Genomic DNA, 25620 nt, shown 5'->3' on the forward strand with positions numbered 1-25620 from the left:
CAGGGCGGTTACTTTAGTCAAGCGGCCCGCAACGCCCGGGAGGAAGGTGGCTCAAGAACCGCGCGCCGACCTGAACCAGGCCAGCGCCCGTTCCCGCGCCCACCCGTGGTCCACCAGGGGGGCGGGATAGTCGTGCCCGATGCGGCAGCCGCTGGCCGCCTGCTCGATGGGCGTCATCTGCCAGGGCGCGTGGAGGGCCGCCTCCGGCACCCGGGCGAGTTCCGGCAGCCAGCGCCGGATGTAGCGCCCCTCCGGGTCGAACTTGCGGGACTGGGTCACCGGATTAAAGATGCGGAACCAGGGCTGGGCGTCGCAGCCGGTGGAGGCGGCCCACTGCCAGTTGCCGTTGTTGGAGGCAAGCTCGTAATCGAGCAGCCAGCGGGCGAAATGACGCTCGCCGCGCCGCCAGTCCACCAGCAGATCCTTGGTGAGAAAGGACGCCACGATCATGCGCACCCGGTTGTGCATGAAGCCGGTGGCCGCAAGTTCCCGCATGCCCGCATCCACGATGGGATAGCCGGTCTGGCCGGCGCACCAGCGCTCAAACGCCGCCTCGTCCCCGGGCCAGGGCAGGCCGTCGAATTCCGGGCGGAAGGCATGCTCCACCACCCGCGGGTGGAAGTGCAGGATCATCTGGAAAAACTCGCGCCAGATGAGTTCCGACAGCCAGACCTGGGCGCCCCGCCCGGGCGCGTGCCAGGCATGCCGCACCAGGGTGCGCACCGAAATCGTGCCGAAGCGCAGGTGCACGGAGAGGTGGGAGGTGGCGTCGAGATCCGGCCGGTCCCGCAGCAGATGGTAGTCCGCGAGCCGTTCCCGGAACGCGGCCCAGGTCTGCTCGGCGCCACGCGTGCCGGGCTTCACCCCCAGGGTGAGCAGGTCGGTGGCGCGAAAACCGAGATCCCCGAGGCTGGGCAATCTCTCCTGAGAGGGGCGGGCCAGGCGATGCACATGCTCGGCCACGGGATGGGGGGCCAGCCGTTCGTCGGAAAGACGCTTGAGCCAGGCGTTCCGGTAGGGGGTGAACACGCTGTAGGGATGGCCCGCCGCGGACACCACCTCCTCCGGGGCGAAGATCACCTGGTCCGTGAACAGATGGAAGGCGATGCCGTCCCCCCGCAGCCGGTCCGCCACGTGGCCGTCGCGGGCCACCGCCTCCGGCTCGTAGTCGCGATTGGCATAGACGGCCTCGCAGGCGAGCTCGCGGGCAAGCTGGGGAATGACCTCGCGTGCCCGTCCCACGCGTACCAGCAGGCCGCCGCCCATGGCGGCGAGCGCCGCGGCCAGCGCCTGCACGCTGTGCCAGATGAATTCCACGCGCCGGTCGGTCCGGTCCGGCAGGGCATCGAGGATGTCCGTGTCGAAGACGAAGGCGCAGTACACCGCGCGCGCCTCCTTGAGCGCGCGCGCCAGGGCGGCATGATCGTGGTCGCGCAGGTCACGGCGGAACCACACCAGGGCGCGGTCGTAGCGGGTTGTCATGGTGGTATCGTAGCGGCTTTGTCCGGAGCCTGGCCATGACCCTCGACGCCCACGTCCTGTCCCGGCGCATCGCCGACCACTGGCAGCGCGAAATCATCCCGCGCCTGTGTGACTACATCGCCCTGCCCGCCCTCTCGCCCGCCTTCGATCCCGACTGGGCCACCCACGGGCACCTCGACGCGGCTGTGGCCCTCGCCCTCGACTGGGTGCGGCAGCAGCCCCTGCCGGGCTTGCACGCAGAGGTGGTGCGCCTGCCCGGCCGCACCCCCACCCTGTTCGTCGAAATGCCGGGCAGCCGCCCCGGCAACGTGCTGTGTTACGGCCACCTGGACAAGCAGCCGCCCTTCACGGGCTGGCGCACGGGACTTGGGCCCTTCACGCCGGTGATCGAGGATGGGCGGCTCTACGGCCGCGGCGGGGCGGATGACGGCTATGCCGTGTTCAGCGCGGTCTCGGCCCTGGCGGCGCTGGCGGAGCTGGGGGTGCCACTGCCCCGGGTCACCCTGCTCATCGAGACCAGCGAGGAATCGGGCAGCCCCGATTTGCCCGCCTACGTGGGCCACCTGGGCCAGCGCATCGGCGTGCCCGATCTGGTGATCGGCCTGGATTCGGGCTGCGGGGACTATGAACGCCTGTGGGTCACCACGTCCCTGCGCGGGATGGCCACCGGCGTGCTGTCGGTGCAGGTGCTGCGCGAGGGCGTCCACTCGGGCGACGCCAGCGGCATCGTGCCCGACAGCTTCCGTCTCGCGCGCCGGCTCCTGTCCCGCATCGAGGACGAAGCGACGGGCCACATCCTCGTGCCCGCCTGCCATGCCCCCCTCGACGAGGCCGCCGAGCGCGAGGCAGCACGCACGGCACAGATCCTGGGGCCGGCGCTCCATGAAAAATTTCCCTTCGTGCCGGGCGCCCGGCCCGTGAGCGACGATCCCACCGAGCTCGTGCTCAACCGCAGCCTGCGCCCCACCCTGACCGTGACCGGCGCCGACGGCCTGCCGCCCCTCAATCAGGCGGGCAACGTGCTGCGCCCCGCCACCCGCCTGAAGCTCTCTTTCCGCCTGCCGCCCGGGGTGGAGGCCCAGCCGGCGATGCTGGCGGTCAAGCAGGTGCTGGAAGCCGATCCCCCCCATGGGGCCCAGGTGCGCTTCGAGTTGGAGCAGGCCGCGGACGGCTGGCGTGCCCCGACGCCCGCCCCTTGGCTGGCGGCCGCGCTGTCCCGCGCCTCGCACCGCCATTTCGGGCGCACCTGCGCCTTCCAGGGCGAGGGCTGGAGCATTCCCTTCATGGGCATGCTGGGACGCGCCTTTCCCCAGGCGCAGTTCCTCATCACGGGCGTGCTGGGGCCGGGCGCCAACGCCCATGGCCCCAACGAATTCCTGCATCTGCCCTATGCGCAGAAGCTCACCGCCTGCGTGGCGGAGGTGGTGGCGGCGCTACCGGGCGCGGACTGATGCGGCGCCCGCCGCGTCACAGGGAGTTGTGGGTGCCGTCGCAGTAGGGCAGGTTGTCGCTCATGCGGCAGCCGCACAGCCACACCGTGCCGCTTTCCTTGGGCGTGAAGGGCATGGGTTCCACCCCGGTGCCTTCGTGGGAGCCGTCGCACCAGGGCTGGTTCTTGCTCTTGCCACAGGCGCAATACCAGTATTCCTGGCCGGCCTCGACCTCAACTTCGTAGGGCGCGTTCTGATTGGACATGTCACCTCCTCGCTGGAAAAAGGGCGCGGTGGCGCCGCAAGGCCGGCCATTCTCCCACAAAGCAGGCGCCGGCAAAACCACGCCGGGGCCGTGAATTCGTCCGGCGGTGCAAGGCTTGCTGTGCGATAATCCCGGCATGGATCGGGTCAATCTCACCCACCACTTCCTGATCGCCATGCCCGCCATGGCCGATCCCTATTTCGCCCGCTCCGTCACCTATGTGTGCGACCACAGCGAGCACGGGGCGCTGGGCATCATCATCAACCGTCCCCTGGATTTGACCCTGGGCACCCTGCTGGACCAGGTGGGCATCAAGCTGGAAGTGCCGGAGTTGGCCGGCCGCGCCATCCATTTCGGCGGGCCGGTGCAGACCGAACGGGGCTTCGTTTTGCACCGGCCCGCTGGAGCCTGGCAGTCCACCCTGGCGGTGCGCGAGGACATCGCCCTCACCACCTCCCGCGACGTGCTGGAGGCCCTGGCCCAGGGCCGCGGCCCCGGCCAGTTTTTCATCACCCTGGGCTACGCCGGCTGGGCGGCGGGACAACTGGAACACGAGCTCTCCCAGAACGCCTGGCTCACCGTGCCCGCCGATCTGGACATCCTGTTCGAGCTGCCGGTGGAAGCGCGCTTCGACGCCGCCATGGGCCTCCTGGGTCTCAACGCCGCCAACCTCTCGGAAGACGCCGGCCATGCCTAAGCCTCCGGAACGCGGCACGGTGCTGGCCTTCGACTTTGGCAGCAAGCGCATCGGCGTGGCCGTGGGGGAGCTGGAACTGGGCCTGGCCCATCCCCTCGCCACCCTGCCGGGCGAGCCGCGCGAGGCGCGCTTCGCGGCGATTGCCGCGCTGGTGCGTGAATGGCGGCCGGCGCTGTTCGTGGTGGGACTGCCGCGCCACCTGGACGGCACCGAACACGAGTTCGCCGCCCGCTGCCGGCGCTTCGCCCGCCAGCTGGAAGGGCGCTTCGGGATTCCGGCGGTGCTGGTGGACGAACGCCTGAGCTCCCACGCGGGGCAGGCCGATCTGATCGAGGCCGGCATCCGGCGCGGTCGCAGCAAGGCAGTGCTGGACCAGGCGGCGGCGCGCCACATCCTGCAGAGGTTCTTCGATGAGCGCAAGCACCGGGCTGCCTGACGCCGAAGCCCTGATCCGCAGGCTGGCGGAGGCGATCGCGGATCACCTCACCGACCGCAGCGCCCTGGTGGGCATCCACACCGGTGGCGCCTGGGTGGCCCAGAAGCTCCATGCCCTCCTGGGGCCGGAGATTCCCCTGGGCACCCTGGACATCGCCTTCTACCGCGACGATTTCAGCCGCATGGGCCTGCATCCCCAGGTGCGGCCGTCCCACATCGACTTCCCCGTGGAAGGCGCCCACATCATCCTGGTGGACGACGTGCTCTACACGGGCCGCACCGTGCGCGCGGCCATGAACGAGCTGTTCGATTTCGGCCGCCCCGCCTCCATCGAACTGGCGGTGCTCATCGACCGCGGCGGGCGCGAGCTGCCCATTGCGGCCCAGTACGTGGGAGCGGTGATCCCCCTGCCGCCGCACCAGCACATCCAACTCGACCGTGATTCCCAGGGACGTTTGAGCCTGAGTCTGCTCGACAAGCGACACTGACGAAACTTTCCATGGCGCCGAATCCCCAACTCGACGACACGGGCAAGCTCCGCCACCTGCTCACCATCGAGGGCCTGGACGCCGCCCTTATCCACTCCATCCTGGACACCGCGGAATCCTTCGTGGGCGTGAACGAACGCGAGGTGAAGAAGGTTCCCCTGCTGCGGGGCAAGGCCATCTTCAACCTGTTCTTCGAGCCCTCCACGCGCACCCGCACCACCTTCGAGATCGCCGCCAAGCGTCTGAGCGCGGACGTGGTCAATCTCAACATCAGTGCTTCCAGCCAGAGCAAGGGCGAGACCCTGCTGGACACGGTGGACAATCTCGCCGCCATGGGGGCGGACATGTTCATCGTGCGCCATGCGGAATCCGGGGCCGCCCATTTCATCGCCCGCCATGTGGCGCCCCACATCCGCGTCATCAATGCCGGCGACGGCCGTCATGCCCATCCCACCCAGGGTCTGCTGGACGTGTTCACCATCCGCCGCTACAAGAAGGACTTCACCCGGCTGTCCATCGCCATCGTGGGCGACATCATGCACTCCCGCGTGGCCCGCTCCGAGATCCACGCTCTCACAGCCCTGGGGGTGCCCGACCTGCGTGTGGTGGGACCGCGCACCCTGCTGCCCAAGGGTGTGGAGGAACTGGGGGTGCGGGTCTATCACGACATGGAAGAGGGCATCGCGGATGTGGACGTGGTGATGATGCTGCGCCTGCAGAACGAGCGCATGCGCGGGCCGCTCCTGCCCAGTGCCGGCGAATACTTCAAGCACTACGGGCTGACACCGGCCAAGCTCAGGCGCGCCAAGCCCGACGCCATCGTCATGCATCCGGGGCCCATGAACCGTGGCGTGGAAATCGACTCCGCGGTGGCCGACGGCCGCCAGGCGGTGATCCTGCCCCAGGTCACCTACGGCATCGCCGTGCGCATGGCGGTGATGAGCCTGCTGGCGGGAGGCGGCAGCCCATGAAGATCCAGATCCGGAACGCCCGCGTCATCGATCCCGCGAGCGGCCTGGATGCCGTGCAGGATCTGTGCATCGCCGCCGGGCGCATCGTCGCCCTCGGGCAGGCGCCCGCGGATTTCCATCCCAACCGGGTGATCGACGCCAGCGGCCTGATCGCCTGTCCCGGCCTGGTGGATCTTTCCGCGCGCCTGCGCGAGCCGGGCCTGGAATACAAGGCGACCCTGGAATCGGAACTTCTGGCCGCGGTGGCCGGCGGCGTGACCACCCTGGTCTGCCCGCCGGACACCGATCCGCCCCTGGACGAGCCGGGCCTGGTGGAGATGCTCAAATACCGGGCGAAGAGCCTCAACCTCGCCCGGGTCTATCCCCTGGGTGCCCTGACCCAGAAGCTCGCCGGCGAGCGGCTGGCAGAGATGGCGGTGCTGCGCGATGCCGGCTGCGTGGCCTTCTCCCAGGCGGATGCGCCGCTTTCGGATACCCAGGTGCTGCTGCGTGCGCTGGAATACGCTGCCACCTTTGACATGCCGGTCTGGCTGCGCCCCCAGGACGCCCATCTCGCCCGCGACGGCGTGGCCCACGACGGGCCGGTGGCCACCCGCCTGGGCCTGCGCCCCATTCCGGCCTGCGCCGAGACGGTGGCCCTGGCCACCATCCTGCTCCTGGTGCGCGCCACCGGGGCGCGTGTGCACCTGTGCCGCCTCTCCAGCAAGGAGGCGGTGGACATGGTGCGCCGCGCCCGCCACGACGGTCTGCCCGTCACCTGCGACGTCTCCATCAACCATCTGCACCTGTGCGACGAGGACATCGGCTGGTTCGACGCCAACTGCCGGCTGGTGCCGCCGTTGCGCAGCCGCGCGGATCGCGCCGCGCTGCGCGCCGGCCTGCTCGACGGCACCATCGACGCGCTGTGCTCCGATCACACGCCGGTGGACGACGATGCCAAGCAGCTTCCCTTCGGCGAAGCCGAGCCGGGGGCGACCGGGCTGGAGCTCCTGCTGCCCCTCACCCTGCGCTGGGCGCAGGAGACCGGCCTGCCCCTCACCGAGGCCCTGGCGCGGGTGACCAGCCTGCCGGCGCGCATTCTCGGCCTGGATCACGGCCGGCTCGCGCCGGGGCTGCCGGCCGACATCTGCCTGTTCGATCCCGCGGGCGAAACGCCGGTGGACGCCCGCCTGCTCAGAAGCCAGGGCCGCAACACCCCCTTCCTCGGCCAGACCCTGCCGGGGCGGGTGCGCCTGACCCTGGTGGAAGGCCATGTGGTGTTCGAGCAGCCGGCCCGCGCCTGAGCCGGCCTGCACCTGCGCCCGGCTTGACAGGGCGGCACGCGGTTTCGACAATCCTTGCCATCCCTTCCCCGCGGTCCCGAACCCTTGGACGACATTCCCTTAAGCGCACTGCTCGCGGCGCTGGCAGTGCTGCTTGCCCTGTCGGCGTTCTTCTCCCTGTCCGAGACCGGCATGATGTCCCTCAACCGCTACCGGTTGCGGCATCTTGCCAAGCACGGCCATCGCGGCGCGCGCCTGGCCAGCCAGCTCCTCGCGCGCACCGACCAGCTCCTGGGCGTGATCCTCCTGGGCAACAACCTGGTCAATGCCGCAGCCGCCTCCCTGGTGACGGTGATCGTGGTGCGGCTGCTGGGCTCCAGCGAGCTGGCGGTGACCGTCGCGACCCTGGTGGTCACCTTCCTGATCCTGGTGTTCGCCGAGGTGACCCCCAAGGTGCTGGCCGCCGCCTACCCGGAGCGCCTGGCCTTCCCCGCCGCCTATGTGCTGCGGCCCCTGTCCACCCTGCTCTATCCCGCGGTGTGGGTGGTCAACCTGTTCGTGCGGGCGCTGCTCGCGCTGATGCGCCTCAAGCCCCACACGGCGGAACGGGACAAGCTCAGCCTCGCCGAGCTGCGCACCCTGGTGCTGGAGGCGAGCGGCTACATTCCCCGCGCCCACCAGACCATCCTGCTCAACCTGTTCGACCTGGAACGCATCAGCGTCGAGGACGTGATGACCCCCCGCGGACGCATCGAGGCCATCGACCTGGACAGCCCGGAAGAGGAACTGTGGGCCCAGCTCACCACCGCCCACCACAGCCTGCTGCCGGTGTACCAGGGGGAGCTCAACAACGTGATCGGCATGGTGCATGTGCGCCAGGTGCTGCATCTGGCCCAGTCCGGGCCGGTGGACCGGGAGGGCCTCAAGAAAATCCTGCGCGAGCCGTATTTCATCCCGATGGGCACAGCGCTGTTCACCCAGTTACAGAATTTTCAGCAAAGCCGGCGCAAGGTGGGGCTGGTGGTGGACGAATACGGCGAACTGCAGGGCTTGCTCACGGTGGAGGACATCCTGGAGGAAATCGTCGGCGAATTCACCAGCCAGACGCCCGCCCGCGGCGCGGAGTTCCAGCGCGAGCCGGATGGCAGCTGGCTGGTAGACGGCGCCACCGCCCTGCGCGACCTCAACCGCAAGCTGGGCACCCACTTCCCGCTGGACGGGCCGCGCACGCTGAACGGTCTGATCCTGGAACATTTCCAGGACATCCCGGAGGCCGGCACCAGCCTGAAAATCGCCGGCCATCCGCTGGAAATCGTCCAGACCCAGGACCGGGTGGTGAAGGTGGTGCGCATCCATCCCGCCCCGGAGGCTGGTGAGGCGGAAAAATCGCCTTTACAAACAGAGTGATCGTGGGCAGTATTTAACGACTTTATGAAGTTGTCTTAAGGACGTCACCGACACGCCATGGCCGCCGCATCCGTTTCCACCGCCCTGTCGGGCCTCGCCCGCACCCTGGTTCAGCATGGGCGGCTCAACGAGGCCGATGCCGAAGCCATTCAGGCCCAGGCCAATGCGTCCAACGTTTCCTTCGTCACCGCCCTGGTGCAGACCCGCAAGCTGAGCGCGGTGGACGTCGCCGAATTCGCCGCCCAGACCTTCGGCTATCCCCTGCTGGATCTGGACGCGCTGGACGTGGAGCACCTGCCGCGCGACCTTTTGCCTGCCCGGCTGATGCAGGAGCGCCGGGCCGTGGGCCTCTACAAGCGGGGCACGCGCCTCTACGTGGCCATGTCCGACCCCACCAATTTGCAGGCCCTGGACGACATCAAGTTCCAGACCGGCATGATCGTCGATCCCATCGTGGTGGAGGACGACAAGCTGGGCCGCCTGCTGGACAAGGTCACCGAAAGCGCCACGGACAAGCTCAACGAGCTGGTGGGCGAAGAGGTGGAAGCGAGCCTGCTGGAAGAGGAAGGCACGGCAGTCGAAACCAAGGACGAGGCGGCGGAAATCGACGACGCACCGGTGGTGCGATACATCCAGAAAATCCTGCTGGATGCCATCAACTCCGGCGTGTCCGACATCCACTTCGAACCCTTCGAGAGGTTCTACCGCATCCGCTATCGCCTGGACGGCGTGCTCTACGAGGTGGCGCGCCCGCCGCTGGCCATCAAGGACAAGATCGCCTCGCGCATCAAGGTCATCTCCAAGCTGGACATTTCCGAAAAGCGCGTGCCCCAGGACGGGCGCATGAAGCTGGTGCTCTCCAAGAACCGCGCCATCGACTTCCGGGTGAGCACCCTGCCCACGCTCTACGGCGAAAAGATCGTGATGCGCATCCTGGATCCCACCAGCGCTTCCCTGGGCATCGATGCCCTGGGCTACGAGCCGGAACAGCGGGATGCCCTGCTCGCCGCCATCCACCGTCCCTACGGCATGGTTCTGGTGACCGGTCCCACCGGCAGCGGCAAGACCGTGTCCCTCTACACCTGCCTCAACATCCTGAACCAGCCCGGGGTGAACATCTCCACGGCGGAAGACCCGGCGGAGATCAACCTGCCCGGCATCAACCAGGTGAACGTCAACGAAAAGGCGGGCCTCACCTTCGCCGCCGCCCTGCGCGCCTTCCTGCGCCAGGATCCGGATGTGATCATGGTGGGCGAGATCCGCGACCTGGAAACCGCGGACATTGCCATCAAGGCGGCTCAGACCGGCCACCTGGTGCTGTCCACCCTGCACACCAACGACGCCCCCACCACCCTCACCCGGCTGGCGAACATGGGGGTGGCGCCGTTCAACATCGCTTCCTCGGTGATCCTGATCACCGCCCAGCGGCTGGCGCGCCGGCTCTGCCCCCACTGCAAGCAGCCGGCGGACATCCCGCCGGAGGCGCTGCTGCGCGCAGGCTTCCGGGAGGAAGACCTGGACGGCAGCTGGCAGCCCTTCCGCCACGTGGGCTGCGAACACTGCAAGGGCACGGGATACAAGGGGCGCGTGGGCATCTACCAGGTCATGCCCATTTCCGAGGAAATCAGCCGCATCATCATGAAGAACGGGACATCCCATGACATCGCGGACCAGGCCCGGCGCGAGGGCGTGAAGGACCTGCGCCAGTCCGGTCTGCTCAAAGTCAAGGCGGGCATCACCTCCCTCGAGGAAGTGGAAGCCGTCACCAACGAATAGAGGTGTCAACCATGGCCGTCGCACGCAAGGCTGCAGTCAAAGAATTCACCTACGTCTGGGAGGGCGTGGACAAGAAGGGCAAGAAGCTCAAGGGCGACATGCGCGCGCCCGGGCCCCAGTTCGTGAACGCCCAGCTGCGCCGCCAGGGCATCAACCCCATCAAGGTGAAGAAGCAGTCCACCTTCGGCCGCAGCCGCAAGATCACGGAAAAGGACATCACCATGTTCACGCGGCAGCTCGCCACCATGATGAAGTCCGGCGTGCCGCTGCTGCAGGCCTTCGACATCGTGGCCAAGGGGCACAGCAACCCGGCGGTGCAGAAGCTGCTCGGCGACATCCGCAACGACATCGCCGCCGGTTCCAGCCTGTCCCAGGCCTTCGCCAAGCATCCCCTCTACTTCGACCAGCTCTACTGCAACCTGATCAACGCCGCGGAGCAGGCCGGTATCCTGGATACCATCCTGGACCGGCTGGCCACCTACAAGGAAAAGATCCTGGCCATCAAGGGCAAGATCAAGTCGGCCCTGTTCTATCCGGCGGCGGTGATCGTGGTGGCCTTCATCATCACCGCGGTGATCATGATCTACGTGATCCCCGCCTTCAAGGACCTGTTCCAGAGCTTCGGCGCCGATCTGCCCGCACCCACCCTGGTGGTGATCGCCATCTCCGATTTCTTCGTGCAGTACTGGTGGGCCATCTTCGGCGGCATTTTCGGCGGCATCTGGGCTTTCTTCTACGCCTGGAAGCGGTCCACCAGGATGCAGGATTTCATGGACCGGCTGTTCCTCAAGCTGCCCATCTTCGGACCCCTGATCGAGAAAGCCGCCATCGCACGCTGGGCGCGCACCCTGTCCACCATGTTCGCTGCCGGCGTGCCCCTGGTGGACGCCCTGGACTCGGTGGCGGGCGCGGCCGGCAACCGGGTCTTCTACCTGGCCACCAAACGCATCCAGAACGAGGTGGCCACCGGCACCAGCCTGGCCGTAGCCATGCAGAACAGCGAGCTGTTCCCCAACATGGTGATCCAGATGACCCAGATCGGCGAGGAATCCGGTTCCCTCGACGCCATGCTGAGCAAGGTGGCGGACTATTACGAGCGGGAGGTGGACGAGGCGGTGGAAGCCATCTCCAGCCTCATGGAGCCCCTCATCATGGTGGTGCTGGGTGTGCTCATCGGTGGCATGGTGATCGCCATGTATCTGCCCATCTTCAAGATGGGCCAGGCGGTCTGAGTCCGGCAGGCCACCGGTGCCCGCACTGCCGCCGCGCGCGCCGCACCCTGGGGGCGGCGCATGAACCTCGCCGGTCTCTACACCCACAGCCCCTGGACCTTCGTCGCCACCTGCGCGGTCCTGGGGCTGGTGGTGGGCAGCTTCCTCAACGTGGTGATCCACCGCCTGCCGCGCATGCTGGAACGGGCCTGGCGGCGCCAGTGCGCCGAACTGGAAGGACGACCGGTGGAGCCGGGCGAGCGCTACGACCTCCTCCTGCCCCGCTCCACCTGTCCCCATTGCGGCCACCGCATCGGTGTGCTGGAAAACATTCCGCTCCTCTCCTACCTGTGGCTGCGCGGCCGCTGCCGGGCCTGCCGCGCCCCCATCGGTCTGCGCTATCCCGTGGTGGAAGCCCTCACCGGACTGCTCAGCGCCTACACCGCCGGGCATTTCGGTTTCGGCTGGCAGGCGGCCGCGGCGCTGGTGCTGGTCTGGACCCTGATCGCCCTCACCTTCATCGATCTCGACACCCAGCTTCTGCCGGACGATCTCACCCTGCCCCTCCTGTGGCTTGGGCTGGGCGTGAACCTGTCGGGGCTGTTCACCAGTCTTGCCTCCAGCGTCATCGGCGCCATGGCCGGCTATCTGTCCCTGTGGTCCATCTACTGGCTGTTCAAGCTGGTGACCGGCAAGGAAGGCATGGGCTACGGCGATTTCAAGCTGCTCGCGGCCCTGGGGGCCTGGCTGGGCTGGCAGATGCTGCTCGCCGTCGTGCTGCTTGCCTCCCTGGTGGGGGCGGCAGTGGGCATCGCCCTCATCCTGTTCGCCCGGCATGAACGGCACGTGCCCATTCCCTTCGGTCCCTATCTCGCGGCGGGGGGACTGGTGGCCCTGTTCTGGGGCGAGTCCCTCACCCGTTTCTATCTGATCCAGCCGTAATGCCCTTGGTCATCGGGCTCACCGGCGGCATCGGCAGCGGCAAGAGCACCGTCGCGGAACGTTTCCGCCAACTGGGGGCGACCATCATCGATACGGATGCGATCGCCCATGCCCTCACCCGCCGCGGCGCACCGGGCCATGCCGCCATCGTCGCCGCCTTCGGCCCGCAGGTGCTGGATGCCGCCGGGGAGATCGACCGCGCCGCCCTGCGCCGCCGGGTGTTCGCCGACCCGGCCGCCCGTAAACGCCTGGAAGACCTAATCCATCCCCTGATCCGCGAGGAGGTGGACCGTGCCCTCGCCGTCGCCCAAGGCCCCTACGTGATCCTGGTGGTACCCCTGCTCGTGGAAAAGCCGGGCTGGCGCGAGCGGGTGCAGCGGGTGCTGGTGGTGGACTGTCCGGAAGAGGAGCAGGTGCGCCGGACCATGGCGCGCAGCGGCCTGTCCCGGCAGGAAGTGCTGGCGATCATGGCGGCCCAGGCGAGCCGGGCCACCCGGCTGGCCGCCGCGGACGACGTGCTCAGCAACGACGGCGACCTCGCCCGCCTCGAGGAAGGCGTCCGCGCACTGGACGCCCGCTACCGCGCCCTGGCCGCCGGTCGTTGAGCCCGCCCGGTTTGTATTTTCGGGGCTTCTGGTCCAGAATACCCCATTTCCGGGCGGGCTTTCTCGTGATCGTCTACGAATATCCTCTCAACGAACGCATCCGGACGCTGATGCGGCTCGAGGATCTGTTCGCCCGCTTCGAACACTTCGCGGCCCGGGACGAAGCCCTGGACCACCATGCCGCCATGCTGGCCCTGTTCGAGGCGCTGGAGGTGGCGCGGGGCGATCTCAAGTCGGACCTGATCCAGGAGCTGGAGCGCCAAAAGGCCACCCTGGAACCCCTGCGCCACAACCCGGGGGTGAAGCAGGACACCCTGGACGAAGTGTTGCAAAGGATCAGCCGGACCGTGACCGAGCTGCAGACCCTGCCGGGCAAGCTGGGCCAGCACCTGCGCGACAACGAATGGGTGATGAGCATCAAGCAGCGCGCCTGCATTCCGGGTGGGGTGTGCGAGTTCGACCTGCCGTCCTACCACTACTGGCTGAACCTGGACGCGGAAGTGCGCCGCGCCGACCTTTACGGCTGGCTCGCACCCTTCCAACCCCTGCGCAACGCCATCGACATCGTGCTGCAAATCCTGCGCGACAGCGGCGAGCCGGTGCAGAAGATCGCGGTGCAGGGTGCCTATCAGCAGATGCTCTCGGGCCGCGTGGCGCAGATGTTGCGCGTGACCCTGCTTGCCGACCTGCCCTGCTTTCCGGAAATCAGCGCCAACAAGTACGCCATCAACATCCGCTTCACGGCCCTGGGCGGCACCGAGCGGCCCAAGGCCTGCGACGTGGACGTGCCCTTCGAACTCACGCTCTGCTCCCTGTGACGACACCCCGCCTGGTCAACTGCCCGGTATGCGGCAAGCCGACGCCGTTTGACGCCAGCAATCCCTTCCGGCCCTTCTGCAGCGAACGTTGCAAGCTCATCGATCTGGGCCAGTGGGCGAACGAGAACTACCGCATTCCCGGACCCGGGCTGCCGGAAACGCCCGCCGGGCCGCCATCGGACGAACAGGACTGACAACGCTCCCACCGCCTCGGCTGCTAACGGGTCTGGAAGGCGAAGCCCACCCGTTTGCCGTCCACGCTGAGCCACAGCACCCAGTCGCGCCGCCCGCTCACGCACACAGGCAGGGTCACCCGGGCGGTGAACCGCCCTCCGCCGGCGGACTGCAGGCGATAACGGTTCAGACCCATGTCCATGCCCACCATCACGAACTCGGCCACCACCTCGCGCGCCCCGGGCGCGACCACCGTGAGGGTGAAAGGCGTGAGGGCCGAGGGTGGGGCATCCGTGTCCACCCTCACCCCCGCGCCGGTGCAGCCCTGTTGCAGATCGGCGCAGGGCATGGCGGGTGCCTGCGGCCCGCTGCAGGCGGCAAGCCCCAGCAGGAAGGCCAGCCACGCCGCCCTCACCATACCCGCCGCATCATGGCAATGCCGTGGGCCCCATGGGCCCAGGCAGTCTCCAGCTCCTCGGGACGCATGCCGCCGATGGCATACACCGGCAGAGGATAGTCGCGCACGAGCCCGGCAAAGCCCTCCCAGCCGAGGGTGGCGGCACCCGGGTGGCTGAGGGTGGGCAACACCGGCCCCAGCACCACGTAGTCCAGTCCCAGCCGTGCCGCGTGATCCAGCTCCTCCCGGCTGTGGCAGGACGCGCCACACCAGGCCAGTGCCGGGCGTTCCCTGGACGCCATGAGCCGCCGGCTGGTGAGGTGCACGCCATCGGCTCCGAGTTTTTCCGCCATGGCCGGCTCCCCGTTGACCATCACCCGGGCACCGTGACGGTGAGCCACTGCCACGGCCTCCCGAACCAGCAGGGCGAACTGCGCCGGGGTGAGATGCTTCTCCCGCAGCTGGATGAGGCGCAGACCAGAATCCAGGGCCGCCTCGAGCCGGGCCAGAAAATCCCCCATTCCCAGCTCCGCCACGTTGCTCACCCCCATCACGGGCGGCAGGGCCAAGGCACGCAGGATGGGCCCGTTGGCGGGCAAGAGGGGGGTCACACCGGGATCTTCGGCCCGCGCCCAGGCGAGCGCCTGGCCCTCGCGCGGTGTGGGCTCGCCCAGCCAGGCGGTGACGCGGTGGAAATGCAGGCGCACGGTGGCATGGCTGTAGGCGAAGACACGGGTGAGCCAGGGATAGGCCTTTTCCACGCGAATCCCCAGTTCCTCCGCGAGTTCCCGCGCCAGCGCCTGTTCGGGCCGCTCCCCCGGCTCGATCTTGCCGCCCGGGAATTCCCACCAGCCGGCATAGGCCCGTCCGGGCGGGCGCCGGGCCAGGAGAAAGCGGCCATCCGCTGCCAGCAGCACGCCGGCGGCCACGGGCACGATGTTCACGTCCCCTGCCGTCCCACCCAGTCGCGGGCGAACTGCCAGGCCACCCGGCCGCTGCGCGAACCCCGCCCCAGCGCCCAGTTGAGGGCGGCCCGGTGCAGCGCGGCCCGGTCCGCGGGCAGCGTGCCCAGCACGCCCACCCAGTGCTCGACGATGCGCAGGTATTCCTCCTGGTCGAAGGGATAGAAGGACAGCCAGATGCCGAAGCGCTCGGACAGGGACACCTTCTCCTCCACTGCCTCGGCCGGATGCACCTCGCTGTTGACGTGGCGCGTGAGCGCGTTCTCCTCCAGATATTCCGGCATCAGGTGGCGTCGGTTGGACGTGGCATAGACCAGCATGTTGTCGCTGCTGGAGGCAATGGAACCGTCGAGCAGGGCCTTGAGGGCCTGATAGCCGGGTTCGTCCGCGGCAAAGGCGAGATCGTCGCAAAACAGGATGAAACGCTCGGGACGGTCGTAGATCAGGTCCACGATGTCCGGCAGGTCGTTGAGATGGGCCTTGTCGATCTCGATCAGGCGCAGGCCGCGCTTGGCATACTGGTGCAGCACTGCCTTGACCAGGGAACTCTTGCCGGTGCCGCGCGCACCCGTGAGCAGCACGTTGTTGGCGGGCCGGCCTTCCACGAACTGGCGGGTGTTGCGGTCGATGATCTTCTTCTGCTCGTCGATGCCCTTGAGATCGGCGAGCCGGATGCGATGGGGATGGGCCACCGGTTCAAGCCGTCCCCCGCCGGCGGACGCGCGCCAGCGGAAGGCGATTGCGCTTTCCCACGCGGGTGGCCGCGGCGCGGCGGGGAGCACGGCCTCCAGCCGGTCGAGCAGGGTCTCGGCGCGGGTGAGCAGGCGCGCGAGCTCCTCCATCAGCTGCGGTACTCCGCGTTGATTTTCACGTAGTCGTAGGAGAAGTCACAGGTCCACACGGTGGCCGAGGCGGGACCGCGCTCGAGCTCGACCCGCACCAGGATCTCCGGCGCCTTCATCACCGCCGCGCCCTGTTCCTCGCGATAGCCCGGGGCGCGTCCGCCCTGTTCCGCCACCAGCACGTCTCCCAGGTAGAGACGCAGCCGGTTCACGTCCAGATCCTCGATGCCGGCGTAGCCAATGGCGGCGAGGATGCGTCCCAGATTGGGGTCGGAGGCGAAAAAAGCCGTCTTCACCAGCGGCGAGCGGGCGATGGCGTAGGCCACCTGGCGGCATTCGCCACGGCTCCTGCCCCCGTTCACCTGGATGGTCATGAACTTGGTCGCGCCCTCCCCGTCGCGCACGATGGCCTGGGCCAGCCAGCGCGCCAGCTCCGTCACCGCCTCGCGCAGCGCGGCGTAGGCCGGGGCGTCCGTGTCGGTGATTTCCGGATTGCCGGCGCGGCCGCTGGCCATGAGGACGAAGGAATCGTTGGTGGAGGTGTCGCCATCCACCGTGATGCAGTTGAATGATTCGTCCGCCGCGTGCCGGACGAGCGCCTCCAGGGCAGCCTGGCCGATGGCCGCATCGGTGGCGATGAAACCCAGCATGGTGGCCATGTTGGGATGGATCATGCCGGAGCCCTTGGCCATGCCGGTGACGGTGATGGTGTGGCCGTCGATGGTGACGCGGGTGGACCGGGCCTTGGGCACGATGTCGGTGGTCATGATGGCCTGGGCGGCCGCGCCCCAGCGATCCGGGGCGAGATCCGCCACCGCCGCGGGCAGTCCCGCCAGCAGCCGGTCCAGGGGCATGGGCTCCAGGATCACGCCCGTGGAAAAGGGCAGGACCGCCGCCTCGTCGCAGCCCAAGAGGCGCGCCACTTCCGCGCAGGTGCGGCGGGCATCGGCCAGCCCCTGGCTGCCGGTTCCGGCATTGGCGTTGCCGGTGTTGATGACCAGGGCCCGGATGGCCTGACCCTGGGCGAGCCGCTCCCGGCACACCGTCACGGGCGCGGCGCAGAAACGGTTTCGGGTGAACACGCCAGCAACACGGCTGCCCGCGTCGAGGGCGATCACGGTGAGATCGGGTCGTCCCGGTTTCTTGATGCCGGCGGCGGCAACGCCGAGGCGCACGCCGGCCACCGGCGCCAGCTCATGGGGGGGCGTGGGTGTGAAATTGACGGGCATGGGGCTTCCTTTCCGGAAGCCGCCATTTTAGCCGAAGCGCCGTGGCCTCAGGCCCGGGTGTCGATTGTTTGGCCCAGATGGGGCGGATTGCTCGATGCCACCGGCTGCGGCGCAGGCACGGCCTTGATCAGGGCCAGCGCCGCACTGGCCTCGGCCTCCAGGGCCTTCTTCAGCACCAGCACCTGGCGCACCTGGTCAGCGGGCTGGGTGACCGCCCCACCGACGATGGAGGAAGAGATTTCCATGTTGCACTCCACGGGGACTCTGCAGGCCCATTATCGTCCCGTCCGTGGGCGTCCTGAAGGGTCGCGCCCCACGCCGAACGTAGCCAGCCCCCGTACCCGGGACCGGGGCTGCTACACTGCGGACATGCCCATCCACAACGCCGACATCGCCGCCATCTTCGAGGAAATCGCCGATCTCCTGGAAATCCAGGACGCCAACCCTTTCCGCGTGCGTGCCTACCGCAACGCCGCGCGCACCATAGGCGAGTTCGGCCGCGAGGTGGCAGGCATTCTGGCCGCCGGCGAAAAGCTGCCCAAGCTGCCGGGTATCGGCGCCGACCTCGCCGCCAAGATCGAGGAAATCGCCACCACCGGCCGCTGCCGCTTCCTCGAGGAACTGCGCAGCCAGCTGCCGCCCACCATCACCCAGCTCTTGCACATCCCGGGCCTGGGACCCAAGCGGGTGAAAATGCTCTACGACAGTCTGCAGGTGCAGACGCTCGATGAGCTCGCCCGTGCCGCCGAAGCGGGCCGCATCCGCGAACTGCCGGGCTTCGGGGAAAAGACCGAACGCGCCATCCTGGAAGCCATCCGCGCCCATGCCTCCCAGGAGCGCCGCTATTCCATTGCGGTGGCCACCCAGTATGCGGAAGCCCTGATCGCCCACCTGCGCCGGGCGCCCGGCGTAAAGCAGGCCGTCGTCGCCGGCAGCTACCGCCGCGGCAAGGAGACGGTGGGAGATCTGGACATCCTGGTCACCGCGGAGCAGGGGCCGCCGGTGATGGCCCACCTCATGGCCTACGACGAGATCGCCGATGTGCTGTCCCACGGCGACACCCGTTCCAGCGTGGTGCTGAAGAGCGGCATCCAGGTGGACGTGCGGGTGGTGCCGGCGGAAAGCTTCGGCGCGGCGCTGCACTATTTCACGGGGTCCAAGCCCCACAACATCGCCATCCGCAAACTGGGGCAGGAACGCGGGCTCAAGATCAACGAATACGGTGTGTTCCGGGGAGATGCACGCATCGCCGGCGAGACCGAGGAATCGGTGTTCGCCGCCGTGGGCCTGCCCTGGATTCCGCCGGAACTGCGGGAAGACCGGGGCGAGATCGAGGCCGCCCGCGCCGGGCGTCTGCCCAGACTGGTGGAACTGAAGCAGCTGCGGGGAGACCTGCACGTGCACAGCAAGGCCTCGGACGGCCGGCACGACCTGCGCGAACTCGCCGCGGAGGCACGCCGCCGGGGCTTCCAGTATCTGGCCATCACCGACCATTCGCCGCGCCTGGCCGTCACCCACGGGCTGGATGAGAAACGCCTGGCGCGCCAGATGGAGGAAATCGACCGCCTCAACGAGGAACTGCAGGGCATCCGCCTGCTCAAGGGCATCGAGGTGGACATCCTCGAGGACGGCTCGCTGGATCTGCCGGATGCCGTGCTGGCCCGGCTGGATCTGGTGGTGGCCGCGGTGCACAGCCATTTCAACCTGCCGCGGGACAGGCAGACCGCGCGCATCCTGCGCGCCATGGACCATCCCCACTTCACCATCCTCGCCCATCCCAGCGGCCGGGAGATCGGCGGACGCGCCCCCATGGACGTGGACATGGAACGCATCATCCGCCACGCGCGGGAGCGGGGCTGTTACCTCGAGCTCAATGCCCAGCCGGAACGGCTCGATCTCACGGATCTCCACTGCCAGCTGGCGAAGGCGGAAGGCGTCCTGGTGGCCATCAATTCCGATGCCCACACCCTGCTCGATTTCGATCACCTGCGCTTCGGCGTCGGCCAGGCGCGCCGCGGCTGGCTGGAAGCCGGCGACGTGCTCAACACGCGCACGCTCAGGCAGCTTCTGCCGCTGCTCAGGAAGACGATGTAGTCAGGCGAGCCGCAGCGTCGCCGCCCCGGCAGCGACCAGCAGCGTGGCCAGCCAGCGCACCGGTCCGAAGCGCTCCCGGAGCACCACGGCACCGATCAGCAGGCCGAAGATCACGGCCGTCTCGCGCAGCGCCGCCACCAGGGCCACGGGCGCGCGCGTCATGGCCCAGAGGGCCAGCCCATAGGAGGCCACCGCCAGCGCCCCGCCGAGCAGGCCGCCGCGCCACGCAGCCAGCACCGCCGGCAGGTGCCGACGCTTCTCCTGGGCAAGCAGCGTCCAGAGGAGAAACGGCACGGCGTTGAGCAGGAACATCCACAGCGTGTAGCTCAGGGCCCCGCCCACGCCAGTTCCCGCAAGCCGCACACCGCTGCCGTCGATCACGGTATAGCCGGCGATCACCCCCGCATTGGCGAGGGCGAAGCCCGCGCCGCCGCGCCCCCCGGCGGCCAGCACCAGCAGGCCCCCGCTCAGGAGCAGCAGCGCGAGCCAGCCCGGCGCCGAGAGGGTTTCATCCAGGAAACACAGGGCCACCAGGGCCGTGACCAGGGGCGCACTGCCGCGCATCAGGGGATAAGACCGCGACAGTTCCCCGCGCTGGTAGGCGCGGGCGACGAGGATGAAATAGACGAAATGGGTAACCACGGAGGCGGCGATGAAAGGCCGGCTCGCCGCGGCCGGCGCCGGCAGGAAAGGCAGCGCGACGGCGGCCACGGCGGCGCTGCCCAGGGTGAGCGCCACCATTTGCGCGAACTTGTCGGGCGCGGCCCGGATCGAGGCATTCCATGCCGCGTGCAGCAGCGCCCCCAGCAACACCAGCAGCATCACCTCGGTCGCCATGCCGGCGTGGGCCCCTCACGCGATGAGCCAGACCGTCATCGTCAGCCAGGCGAGGAAGGTCGCCACCATGTGCGGATCGAGCAGCAGGTCCGAGGCTGGATCCTCCCCCCGCTGGCGATGGTGCAGCAGGTGGATGTAGCGGAAGATGCCGTAGAGCACCAGGGGCACGGTGTAAACCAGGCCGGTGGTGCCATGGCGGGCGATGGTCTCCGGGCTCATGGTGTAGAGACTGTAGCTCATCACCACGCCCGCCGCCGCCACCGACAGCATGTGGTCGAGCAGCTCCGGGCCGTACTGGGCGAGCACCCTGCGCTGGGCCGCGCCGCTGCCGGCCGCGGCCGTCCATTCCGCGCGCCGCTTGGCAAAGCCCAGAAACAGGGTGAGGAACAGGCCGGTGAGCAAAAGCCACTGGGAAGGCGCGATGCCCACCCCCAGCGTGCCCGCCAGGATGCGCAGCATGAAACCGGCGGCGATGAGGAACACGTCCAGGATCACCACCTGCTTGAGCCCCGCGGAATAGGCGAGGTTGAGCACGGCATAGGCGGCGGTGAGCCATAGCACGGTGGAGGAGGCCCAGGCCGCGACCGACGCCGCCGCCACGGTGAGCAGCGCCGCCAGCAGGAGGGCGGCAGGCACGCCGACCGCGCCGCTCGCCAGGGGCCGGTGCCGCTTCACGGGATGGCGGCGGTCCGCCTCGCGGTCGGCGAGATCGTTGATCACGTAGATGGCGCTCGCCATGAAGCTGAAGGCCACCGCCGCCGCCACCACGCGCAGCACCAGGGCGGTATCGCCCCAGGCATGGGCAAACAGCAGGCCCGTGAACACGAACAGGTTCTTCACCCACTGGCATGGGCGCATCAGGCGCAGAAGGGGCGGCATCGCCACGGCGTTCACCTCTGCGGTGCCCGGCAGGCTTCCCCGGGAAAATACTTCTCGCAGAAGTAGCAGCCCCCCATGGGCAGGAAGCGTGGCACCGCGTAGTACCGCTCCTTGACCGGTCGCAGCACCTGCTCCCGGTAACGCGGGTAATCGAAGCCCTCACCCAGCACCAGGTAGAAGCGCGCCCCCTCCACGTCGAAGCTTTGGAAGCTCACGCGCCGGAAGTAGGGGCCGAACTTGTCGAACTCCGGCTCCTTCTTGAGCAGGACGAGGACGTTGCGCCCGTCCAGGGCGCGAAAATCGGTGGCGATGTCATCGTGGCGGGCATGACTGGAGGCCTCGCCAAACACCGCGAAGGGGCGCCGGGCGTGGTAGGCGATGATGGCGGAGGCGGAATACCCGTCGGTGGCGAACGCATAGCGGTCCTCGTAGGGCGCGAGTTCCGCCAGGATGGCCTGGGGACGCAGCATGAACACCATGCCGTCATACTTGCTCCAGCCCTGGAAGGCCTTGAGGGGCAGCAGGGCGAACACCAGTATGGCCAAGAGATGCAGGCCGGTGAAGGCCAGCATGAACTTCAGGGCACGGCGCAGGACAGGGGCCTCCAGCACCAGGGCGGCCGCCAGGAAGAAGAAGGCGTGGAAGGACAGCAGCCAGTGCAGGCCGATCACCTTCACGAAGGAAAGCAGTCCGAACACGGCAAAGGGCACCCCCCACAGCAGCACGAACTGGCGGCTGCCTGCCGCGGCGAGCCGGCTGCGGGCGCGCCACAGGGCGATGATCAGGGGCGGCGTGAGCAGGTAGAAAAGCAGCGCCAGGTAGATGAGCGGCCGCTGCGGCGCGAAGCCCGCATCCCCGTGCCGGTTGAACACGTTGAACATGATGTTCGCCCAGCAGTGGCCGTAATTCCAGTAGAGGTTGAGGGCGAGGAAAGGCAGGGCCGCCGCGAACAGCAGCAGGAAGCGACGGTTGCGCGCGCCATCGCGCGGGCCCAGCGCCCAGTGGACCAGATAGGCCAGGGTGAGCAGCGCTGCGAAGTATTTGGACAGCCAGGCCAGGCCCAGGAACACCCCCGCCCACAGGTAATCCGCGGTCCTGCCCTTTTGCTCGCCCCGCCACAGCAGGGCGCCGGACAGGAAACTCCAGATGATGAGGCCGGTATCGGTGGTGATGATGACGTTGAGCAGGCTCGTGGGCGCAAGCAAATAGAGCAGGGCCGCCAGCGGGGCCTTCTCCCGGTCCGCCTCGCGCAGCAAGCGATAGATGCCATAGCCCACCAGCAGGGACGCCAGCACGGCCGGCAAACGCACCACCCATTCCGCATCGGAAAACTGCAGCATCAGGGCGAGCAGCCAGCCCACCATGGGTGGATGGTCGTAATAGCCCAGAGCGGGCGTGCGGCCCCAGATCAGGAAATAGGCTTCGTCCCCGGACATGGGGGCCACCGCCGCGAGCCCCAGCTTGAGCACCAGCGACAGCCCCAGGGCCGCATGAAACGCCCGCATCAGACGCGCCTCAGCCGTGTCCATGGACCTATCCATGCTCCCCCCGCTCGAAGCGCAGCAGGCGGAAGCGTTCCCGCTTCTCCCCGGGCCGGCTGCCTTCCCAGAGGGTCACCCAGCCGGGACCCGGCCGCGTCTCCGGCGTGCGCGGGTTCCACTGCAGCAGAAACAGATCGCATTCGATGCCCTCGAAGTCCTCCACGCTGCGGGTGCGCAGTCCCGCGTGGTAATCCAGCAGGGCGCGGTGGGCGGGACTCAAGCCCGCCCCGGCGATGCAGGTGTAGCCGGCGGGCACATGGGCCTTGAGATCGGCGAACAGCCTGGCATAGCTGCGGCCGTGATTGAGCCAGGGCAACCACAGGGTGGCGAGCAGGCCCCAGAACAGGGTGATGCCGGCGGCCCAGTTCACCACGGCCCGCCGGCCCGAACGGAAGGAACGGCGCAGGGGCAGCACCCAGAACAGGGTGAAGCACACCGCCACCAGGAAGGGCAGCCAGGCAAAGCGCGGCACGTAACCCGGCGCAAGTTCGAGCAGATGGGTGGAGAAACGCGCCGGCACGCCGGTCATGAGGGCGAACCAGGCGGCCCACAGAAACAGCGCCGCGGCGCCGAAACCCATGATGCCGAACCAGCCCAGGGCATTGGCCGCCCCGCGGCGCAGGGTGTCGATGCCGGCCGCCGCCAGCAGGGCAAGCGGCAGCAGCAGAGGCAGGGCCAGGGTGTCACTGCGCTGGGGCATGCCCGCCAGCAGGAGCAGAACCACGGCGAAGAACACCAGGGGCAGCTGGTAGCGCGGCTCGGTGAACAATTTGCGCCGGTAGCCCCACAGGGTCCAGAGGGCCAGCGGCAGGGCCGGCCAGGCGAACCAGGTGAGCAGTTCCCCGTACCAGGCGAGCTGGGGCAGGACCTGATTCAGGGAAAAATGCAGCAGGCCGTGGGCGCTCTCCTGCCAGAACCGTTCCACGAGTTCCGGCGCGCGCCGGGCGAGCAGGGCGGGCCAGATCAGAAGCCAAGGCAGGCTGCCCAGGACCGCCAGGATGAGCCCCCGTCCCAGGGTCCGGCCGCGCCACTGGGGAAACGGGAGCAGAAGGAGCGCGGTGAGTCCCAGCACCACCAGGGGCACGGGTCCGCTCGCCAGGAAGGCGACCCCCATGCCCTGGCCCAGCACCAGCCCGCCGGACAGCCGGCCCCGGGCGAGCAGGGCAAAGCCCGCCAGCGCCAGGGCATAGCCCGCGAGCAGCGCCGTGTCCGGCTGCATCTCGTGCCCATTGGTGAGCAGGCCCACGCAACCCAGGAGCACCACCACGGTGGGACGCCCCAGCCCCGGGCCCATGAGCACCCGCCCGGCATGGCCCAGGGCCAGGAAGGTGCCCGCCACGAACAGGCCGCTGGCCAGCCGGGCCGCGTCGTGCACGGGCAGCCAGCCGCCCAAAAGCCGCGCCAGCATCGCCGCCACCCAGTAATAGAGCGGGCCATGCTCCAGGGTGAGCTCGCCGGCGATGGCGGGCACCAGCCAGTCGCCGCCCGTCAGCATGTGATGGACCACGCCGAAGGTGGCGGCATCCCGGGGCTTCCAGGGATCGTGTCCCACCAGGCCCGGGACCAGCCAGGCACAGGCGAGAAGGAGGAGCAGCACCAGCTTGCTGGCTTCCGTCTGCTCGGCCTGCGCCGGGGCGAAGGACGCGCCTGCCTTCATTCGCTGCCCGCCGCGGCGGCCACCGCCGGCGGAATGCGCTCGATGAGACGGGGATCGAAGGGCTTGGGCAGGATGTAATCCCGTCCAAAGGAAAGGGCGCTGAGGCCATAGGCCGCCAGGACTTCGGGGGGCACCGGCTCATGGGCGAGGGCGGCCAGGGCCTTCACCGCTGCGATCAGCATGGGCCGGGTGATGCGCCGGGCGCGGGCATCCAGGGCACCGCGGAAAATGAAGGGGAAGCCCAGAACGTTGTTCACCTGGTTGGGATAGTCGGAGCGGCCGGTGGCCATCACCAGATCGTCGCGCACCCCATGGGCCTGCTCGGGCCGGATTTCCGGGTCCGGATTGGCGAGGGCGAACACCACCGGCCGCGGCGCCATGGCGCGCACCATCTCGGGCGTCACCAGATTGGGGCCGGACACGCCCACGAACACGTCGGCACCCACCATGGCCTCGGCCAGCGTGCGCCGGTCGGTGTCGCGCGCGAAGGGCTGCTTGTAGGGATTGAGGTCGGTGCGGCCGCTGTGGATCACGCCCTTGCTGTCCACCACGAGGATGTTCTCGGGACACGCGCCCATGGCAATGAGCAGATTCAGGGACGCCAGCCCCGCCGCACCCGCCCCGAGACACACGATGCGCGCGCTGTCCAGGGTCTTGCCCTGCACTTCCAGGGCATTGATGAGGCCGGCACAGATGATCACCGCGGTGCCGTGCTGGTCGTCGTGGAAGACGGGGATGTCGAGCCGCTCCGACAGGGCCTTCTCGATCTCGAAGCAGTGGGGCGCGGCGATGTCCTCCAGATTGATGCCGCCGAAGGTGGGCGCGATGGCCGCCACCGTCTCGATGAAATGCTCGGGGGAGCGCGCCGCCACCTCGATGTCATAGACGTCGATGTCGGCGAAGCGCTTGAACAGCACCGCCTTGCCCTCCATCACCGGTTTGGAGGCGAGGGGCCCCAGGTTGCCCAGGCCCAGGATGGCGCTGCCATCGGAAATCACCGCCACCAGATTGCCCTTGTTGGTATAGCGGTAGGCGGCCTTGGGATCGCGCGCGATCTCCCGCACCGGCTCGGCCACACCGGGGCTGTAGGCCAGGGTCAAATCGGCCGCCGTGGTGCAGGGCTTGGTGGGCGTGACCGACAGTTTGCCGGGACGGGGAAACTCGTGATAATCGAGCGCGGCTTGCCGTTTGTCGAAGCCGGAATCGGGCTGACTCATGG

At 68.6% G+C, this 25620-nt stretch carries 25 protein-coding genes and 1 pseudogene; 14 read left to right on the forward strand and 12 right to left on the reverse strand.

The genetic code is table 11. The annotated features are described in order from the left end of the window. Positions 1-51 precede the first annotated feature (51 nt). On the reverse strand, positions 52-1482 hold the full coding sequence (locus tag ACZ42P_RS07280) for a cryptochrome/photolyase family protein (protein WP_464896894.1): 1431 nt from the start codon (positions 1480-1482) through the stop codon (positions 52-54). Positions 1483-1517: 35 nt separating this feature from the next. Between ACZ42P_RS07280 and ACZ42P_RS07285 the strand changes: the two genes are divergently transcribed. Further along, complete coding sequence (locus ACZ42P_RS07285) at positions 1518-2933, forward strand: M20/M25/M40 family metallo-hydrolase (protein ID WP_464896895.1); 1416 nt, start codon at positions 1518-1520, stop codon at positions 2931-2933. Between the two features lie 16 nt (positions 2934-2949). Here the strand turns inward: ACZ42P_RS07285 and ACZ42P_RS07290 are convergent, their stop codons facing one another. Beyond that, positions 2950-3177: a CDGSH iron-sulfur domain-containing protein gene (locus ACZ42P_RS07290; RefSeq protein WP_464896896.1), complete on the reverse strand. Its 228-nt coding sequence runs from the start codon at positions 3175-3177 to the stop codon at positions 2950-2952. Positions 3178-3313: 136 nt separating this feature from the next. Between ACZ42P_RS07290 and ACZ42P_RS07295 the strand changes: the two genes are divergently transcribed. The 12 genes from ACZ42P_RS07295 to ACZ42P_RS07350 all read left to right on the forward strand — a co-directional run bounded on the left by ACZ42P_RS07295 (position 3314) and on the right by ACZ42P_RS07350 (position 13983). After that, positions 3314-3874, forward strand: a complete 561-nt coding sequence (locus tag ACZ42P_RS07295; protein ID WP_464896897.1) for a YqgE/AlgH family protein — start codon at positions 3314-3316, stop codon at positions 3872-3874. Next, on the forward strand, positions 3867-4310 hold the full coding sequence (gene ruvX / locus ACZ42P_RS07300; protein WP_464896898.1) for a Holliday junction resolvase RuvX: 444 nt from the start codon (positions 3867-3869) through the stop codon (positions 4308-4310). Before ACZ42P_RS07295 ends, ruvX begins: the two co-directional genes overlap by 8 nt. Next, positions 4285-4797 carry a bifunctional pyr operon transcriptional regulator/uracil phosphoribosyltransferase PyrR gene (pyrR, locus tag ACZ42P_RS07305; protein ID WP_464896899.1) on the forward strand — a complete coding sequence of 171 codons (513 nt, stop codon included), beginning with the start codon at positions 4285-4287 and terminating at the stop codon, positions 4795-4797. Before ruvX ends, pyrR begins: the two co-directional genes overlap by 26 nt. Before the next feature lie 11 nt (positions 4798-4808). Beyond that, on the forward strand, positions 4809-5768 hold the full coding sequence (locus tag ACZ42P_RS07310; RefSeq protein ID WP_464896900.1) for an aspartate carbamoyltransferase catalytic subunit: 960 nt from the start codon (positions 4809-4811) through the stop codon (positions 5766-5768). Continuing rightward, entirely contained in the window at positions 5765-7051 is a 1287-nt protein-coding gene (locus tag ACZ42P_RS07315) for a dihydroorotase (protein WP_464896901.1), read from the forward strand. Before ACZ42P_RS07310 ends, ACZ42P_RS07315 begins: the two co-directional genes overlap by 4 nt. Before the next feature lie 84 nt (positions 7052-7135). After that, positions 7136-8437 carry an HlyC/CorC family transporter gene (locus ACZ42P_RS07320; protein ID WP_464896902.1) on the forward strand — a complete coding sequence of 434 codons (1302 nt, stop codon included), beginning with the start codon at positions 7136-7138 and terminating at the stop codon, positions 8435-8437. A gap of 57 nt (positions 8438-8494) precedes the next feature. Further along, positions 8495-10213 (forward strand): type IV-A pilus assembly ATPase PilB, encoded by a 1719-nt coding sequence (pilB, locus tag ACZ42P_RS07325; RefSeq protein ID WP_464896903.1) that lies wholly within the window; start codon positions 8495-8497, stop codon positions 10211-10213. A gap of 11 nt (positions 10214-10224) precedes the next feature. After that, positions 10225-11445, forward strand: coding sequence for a type II secretion system F family protein (locus ACZ42P_RS07330; protein ID WP_464896904.1), 1221 nt, complete (start codon positions 10225-10227; stop codon positions 11443-11445). 60 nt (positions 11446-11505) lie between these two features. Next, a complete protein-coding gene (locus ACZ42P_RS07335) occupies positions 11506-12366 on the forward strand; it encodes a prepilin peptidase (RefSeq protein WP_464896905.1) in 861 nt (286 codons plus the stop codon). Further along, positions 12366-12971, forward strand: a complete 606-nt coding sequence (coaE, locus tag ACZ42P_RS07340; RefSeq protein ID WP_464896906.1) for a dephospho-CoA kinase — start codon at positions 12366-12368, stop codon at positions 12969-12971. The genes ACZ42P_RS07335 and coaE overlap by 1 nt, the downstream gene beginning before the upstream one ends. A gap of 65 nt (positions 12972-13036) precedes the next feature. Then, positions 13037-13789 carry a cell division protein ZapD gene (zapD, locus tag ACZ42P_RS07345; protein ID WP_464896907.1) on the forward strand — a complete coding sequence of 251 codons (753 nt, stop codon included), beginning with the start codon at positions 13037-13039 and terminating at the stop codon, positions 13787-13789. Further along, a complete protein-coding gene (locus ACZ42P_RS07350; RefSeq protein WP_464896908.1) occupies positions 13786-13983 on the forward strand; it encodes a DNA gyrase inhibitor YacG in 198 nt (65 codons plus the stop codon). The genes zapD and ACZ42P_RS07350 overlap by 4 nt, the downstream gene beginning before the upstream one ends. Positions 13984-14006: 23 nt before the next feature. Here the strand turns inward: ACZ42P_RS07350 and ACZ42P_RS07355 are convergent, their stop codons facing one another. Genes ACZ42P_RS07355 through ACZ42P_RS07375 form a run of 5 tightly spaced genes read right to left on the reverse strand, consistent with a single transcriptional unit; the run spans position 14007 to position 17638 of the window. Continuing rightward, positions 14007-14381 (reverse strand): hypothetical protein, encoded by a 375-nt coding sequence (locus tag ACZ42P_RS07355; protein ID WP_464896909.1) that lies wholly within the window; start codon positions 14379-14381, stop codon positions 14007-14009. Next, positions 14375-15304, reverse strand: a complete 930-nt coding sequence (locus ACZ42P_RS07360) for a Nudix family hydrolase (RefSeq protein ID WP_464896910.1) — start codon at positions 15302-15304, stop codon at positions 14375-14377. Before ACZ42P_RS07360 ends, ACZ42P_RS07355 begins: the two co-directional genes overlap by 7 nt. Beyond that, positions 15301-16164 (reverse strand): ATP-binding protein, encoded by an 864-nt coding sequence (locus tag ACZ42P_RS07365; RefSeq protein WP_464896911.1) that lies wholly within the window; start codon positions 16162-16164, stop codon positions 15301-15303. The genes ACZ42P_RS07360 and ACZ42P_RS07365 overlap by 4 nt, the downstream gene beginning before the upstream one ends. Next, complete coding sequence (gene argJ, locus ACZ42P_RS07370; protein ID WP_464896912.1) at positions 16164-17393, reverse strand: bifunctional glutamate N-acetyltransferase/amino-acid acetyltransferase ArgJ; 1230 nt, start codon at positions 17391-17393, stop codon at positions 16164-16166. Before argJ ends, ACZ42P_RS07365 begins: the two co-directional genes overlap by 1 nt. A gap of 47 nt (positions 17394-17440) precedes the next feature. Next, positions 17441-17638: a putative motility protein gene (locus ACZ42P_RS07375; RefSeq protein WP_464896913.1), complete on the reverse strand. Its 198-nt coding sequence runs from the start codon at positions 17636-17638 to the stop codon at positions 17441-17443. 124 nt (positions 17639-17762) lie between these two features. On the opposite strand from ACZ42P_RS07375, the gene polX reads away from it, so the two are divergent. Continuing rightward, positions 17763-19487, forward strand: coding sequence for a DNA polymerase/3'-5' exonuclease PolX (gene polX / locus ACZ42P_RS07380; protein WP_464896914.1), 1725 nt, complete (start codon positions 17763-17765; stop codon positions 19485-19487). Here the strand turns inward: polX and ACZ42P_RS07385 are convergent, their stop codons facing one another. From ACZ42P_RS07385 to ACZ42P_RS07405, 5 genes and pseudogenes are all read right to left on the reverse strand, one after another. Then, on the reverse strand, positions 19488-20324 hold the full coding sequence (locus ACZ42P_RS07385) for an EamA family transporter (protein ID WP_464896915.1): 837 nt from the start codon (positions 20322-20324) through the stop codon (positions 19488-19490). A 15-nt stretch (positions 20325-20339) separates the two neighbouring features. Continuing rightward, positions 20340-21203 (reverse strand): decaprenyl-phosphate phosphoribosyltransferase, encoded by an 864-nt coding sequence (locus ACZ42P_RS07390; protein WP_464899381.1) that lies wholly within the window; start codon positions 21201-21203, stop codon positions 20340-20342. A gap of 11 nt (positions 21204-21214) precedes the next feature. Then, positions 21215-22732 carry an ArnT family glycosyltransferase gene (locus ACZ42P_RS07395; protein ID WP_464896916.1) on the reverse strand — a complete coding sequence of 506 codons (1518 nt, stop codon included), beginning with the start codon at positions 22730-22732 and terminating at the stop codon, positions 21215-21217. 4 nt (positions 22733-22736) lie between these two features. Further along, positions 22737-24401 carry an ArnT family glycosyltransferase gene (locus tag ACZ42P_RS07400; protein ID WP_464896917.1) on the reverse strand — a complete coding sequence of 555 codons (1665 nt, stop codon included), beginning with the start codon at positions 24399-24401 and terminating at the stop codon, positions 22737-22739. An 8-nt stretch (positions 24402-24409) separates the two neighbouring features. After that, positions 24410-25618 (reverse strand): annotated as a pseudogene (locus tag ACZ42P_RS07405) (malic enzyme-like NAD(P)-binding protein); the annotation flags it as partial. Positions 25619-25620: the final 2 nt, after the last annotated feature.

It is taken from the genome of Thiobacter subterraneus, assembly GCF_055379455.1.

What these genes read in the sequence shown, in the direction of transcription:
- ACZ42P_RS07280 (WP_464896894.1), bottom strand. Translation starts at nt 1,482, where the DNA reads ATGACAACCCGCTACGACCGCGCCCTGGTGTGGTTCCGCCGTGACCTG.
- ACZ42P_RS07285 (WP_464896895.1), top strand. Translation starts at nt 1,518, where the DNA reads ATGACCCTCGACGCCCACGTCCTGTCCCGGCGCATCGCCGACCACTGG.
- ACZ42P_RS07290 (WP_464896896.1), bottom strand. Translation starts at nt 3,177, where the DNA reads ATGTCCAATCAGAACGCGCCCTACGAAGTTGAGGTCGAGGCCGGCCAG.
- ACZ42P_RS07295 (WP_464896897.1), top strand. Translation starts at nt 3,314, where the DNA reads ATGGATCGGGTCAATCTCACCCACCACTTCCTGATCGCCATGCCCGCC.
- ruvX (WP_464896898.1), top strand. Translation starts at nt 3,867, where the DNA reads ATGCCTAAGCCTCCGGAACGCGGCACGGTGCTGGCCTTCGACTTTGGC.
- pyrR (WP_464896899.1), top strand. Translation starts at nt 4,285, where the DNA reads ATGAGCGCAAGCACCGGGCTGCCTGACGCCGAAGCCCTGATCCGCAGG.
- ACZ42P_RS07310 (WP_464896900.1), top strand. Translation starts at nt 4,809, where the DNA reads ATGGCGCCGAATCCCCAACTCGACGACACGGGCAAGCTCCGCCACCTG.
- ACZ42P_RS07315 (WP_464896901.1), top strand. Translation starts at nt 5,765, where the DNA reads ATGAAGATCCAGATCCGGAACGCCCGCGTCATCGATCCCGCGAGCGGC.
- pilB (WP_464896903.1), top strand. Translation starts at nt 8,495, where the DNA reads ATGGCCGCCGCATCCGTTTCCACCGCCCTGTCGGGCCTCGCCCGCACC.
- ACZ42P_RS07330 (WP_464896904.1), top strand. Translation starts at nt 10,225, where the DNA reads ATGGCCGTCGCACGCAAGGCTGCAGTCAAAGAATTCACCTACGTCTGG.
- ACZ42P_RS07335 (WP_464896905.1), top strand. Translation starts at nt 11,506, where the DNA reads ATGAACCTCGCCGGTCTCTACACCCACAGCCCCTGGACCTTCGTCGCC.
- coaE (WP_464896906.1), top strand. Translation starts at nt 12,366, where the DNA reads ATGCCCTTGGTCATCGGGCTCACCGGCGGCATCGGCAGCGGCAAGAGC.
- ACZ42P_RS07355 (WP_464896909.1), bottom strand. Translation starts at nt 14,381, where the DNA reads ATGGTGAGGGCGGCGTGGCTGGCCTTCCTGCTGGGGCTTGCCGCCTGC.
- ACZ42P_RS07365 (WP_464896911.1), bottom strand. Translation starts at nt 16,164, where the DNA reads ATGGAGGAGCTCGCGCGCCTGCTCACCCGCGCCGAGACCCTGCTCGAC.
- argJ (WP_464896912.1), bottom strand. Translation starts at nt 17,393, where the DNA reads ATGCCCGTCAATTTCACACCCACGCCCCCCCATGAGCTGGCGCCGGTG.
- ACZ42P_RS07375 (WP_464896913.1), bottom strand. Translation starts at nt 17,638, where the DNA reads ATGGAAATCTCTTCCTCCATCGTCGGTGGGGCGGTCACCCAGCCCGCT.
- polX (WP_464896914.1), top strand. Translation starts at nt 17,763, where the DNA reads ATGCCCATCCACAACGCCGACATCGCCGCCATCTTCGAGGAAATCGCC.
- ACZ42P_RS07385 (WP_464896915.1), bottom strand. Translation starts at nt 20,324, where the DNA reads ATGGCGACCGAGGTGATGCTGCTGGTGTTGCTGGGGGCGCTGCTGCAC.
- ACZ42P_RS07390 (WP_464899381.1), bottom strand. Translation starts at nt 21,203, where the DNA reads ATGCCGCCCCTTCTGCGCCTGATGCGCCCATGCCAGTGGGTGAAGAAC.
- ACZ42P_RS07395 (WP_464896916.1), bottom strand. Translation starts at nt 22,732, where the DNA reads ATGGACACGGCTGAGGCGCGTCTGATGCGGGCGTTTCATGCGGCCCTG.
- ACZ42P_RS07400 (WP_464896917.1), bottom strand. Translation starts at nt 24,401, where the DNA reads ATGAAGGCAGGCGCGTCCTTCGCCCCGGCGCAGGCCGAGCAGACGGAA.